General features: G+C 40.5%; 1 protein-coding gene. It reads left to right on the top strand.

Going from position 1 to position 252, the window contains the following annotated elements; translation table 11 throughout:
- On the top strand, positions 1–252 hold a 252-nt coding region (locus LI241_RS15685; protein WP_227161109.1), incomplete at both ends, for a hypothetical protein.

Here is a 252-nt window from a genome sequence, read left to right as displayed (position 1 = left end):
TACAAGCAGATGGCTACACAAGTGCAAGCTATGCGAAACTACAAGAAGCAATCAAAGCAGCTGAAAAAGTATATGCCGATGATAAGGCAATACAGGATGCTGTAAATGCACAGGTAACAGCAATCGAAAAAGCCATTGCAGCATTGGAAAAGGAAGAAAAACCAATTGTTGTAGATAAAGCAGAGCTGAAAAAAGCATTAGATAAAGCTAAAGCTGTACAGGCAGATGGCTACACAAGTGCAAGCTATGCGA

It is taken from the genome of Longicatena sp. 210702-DFI.1.196 (assembly GCF_020563125.1).
In the GTDB taxonomy this organism is placed as follows: Bacteria; Bacillota_I; Bacilli_A; order Erysipelotrichales; family Erysipelotrichaceae; genus Longicatena; species Longicatena caecimuris.
This window is presented reverse-complemented; position numbering and strand designations above follow the sequence as displayed.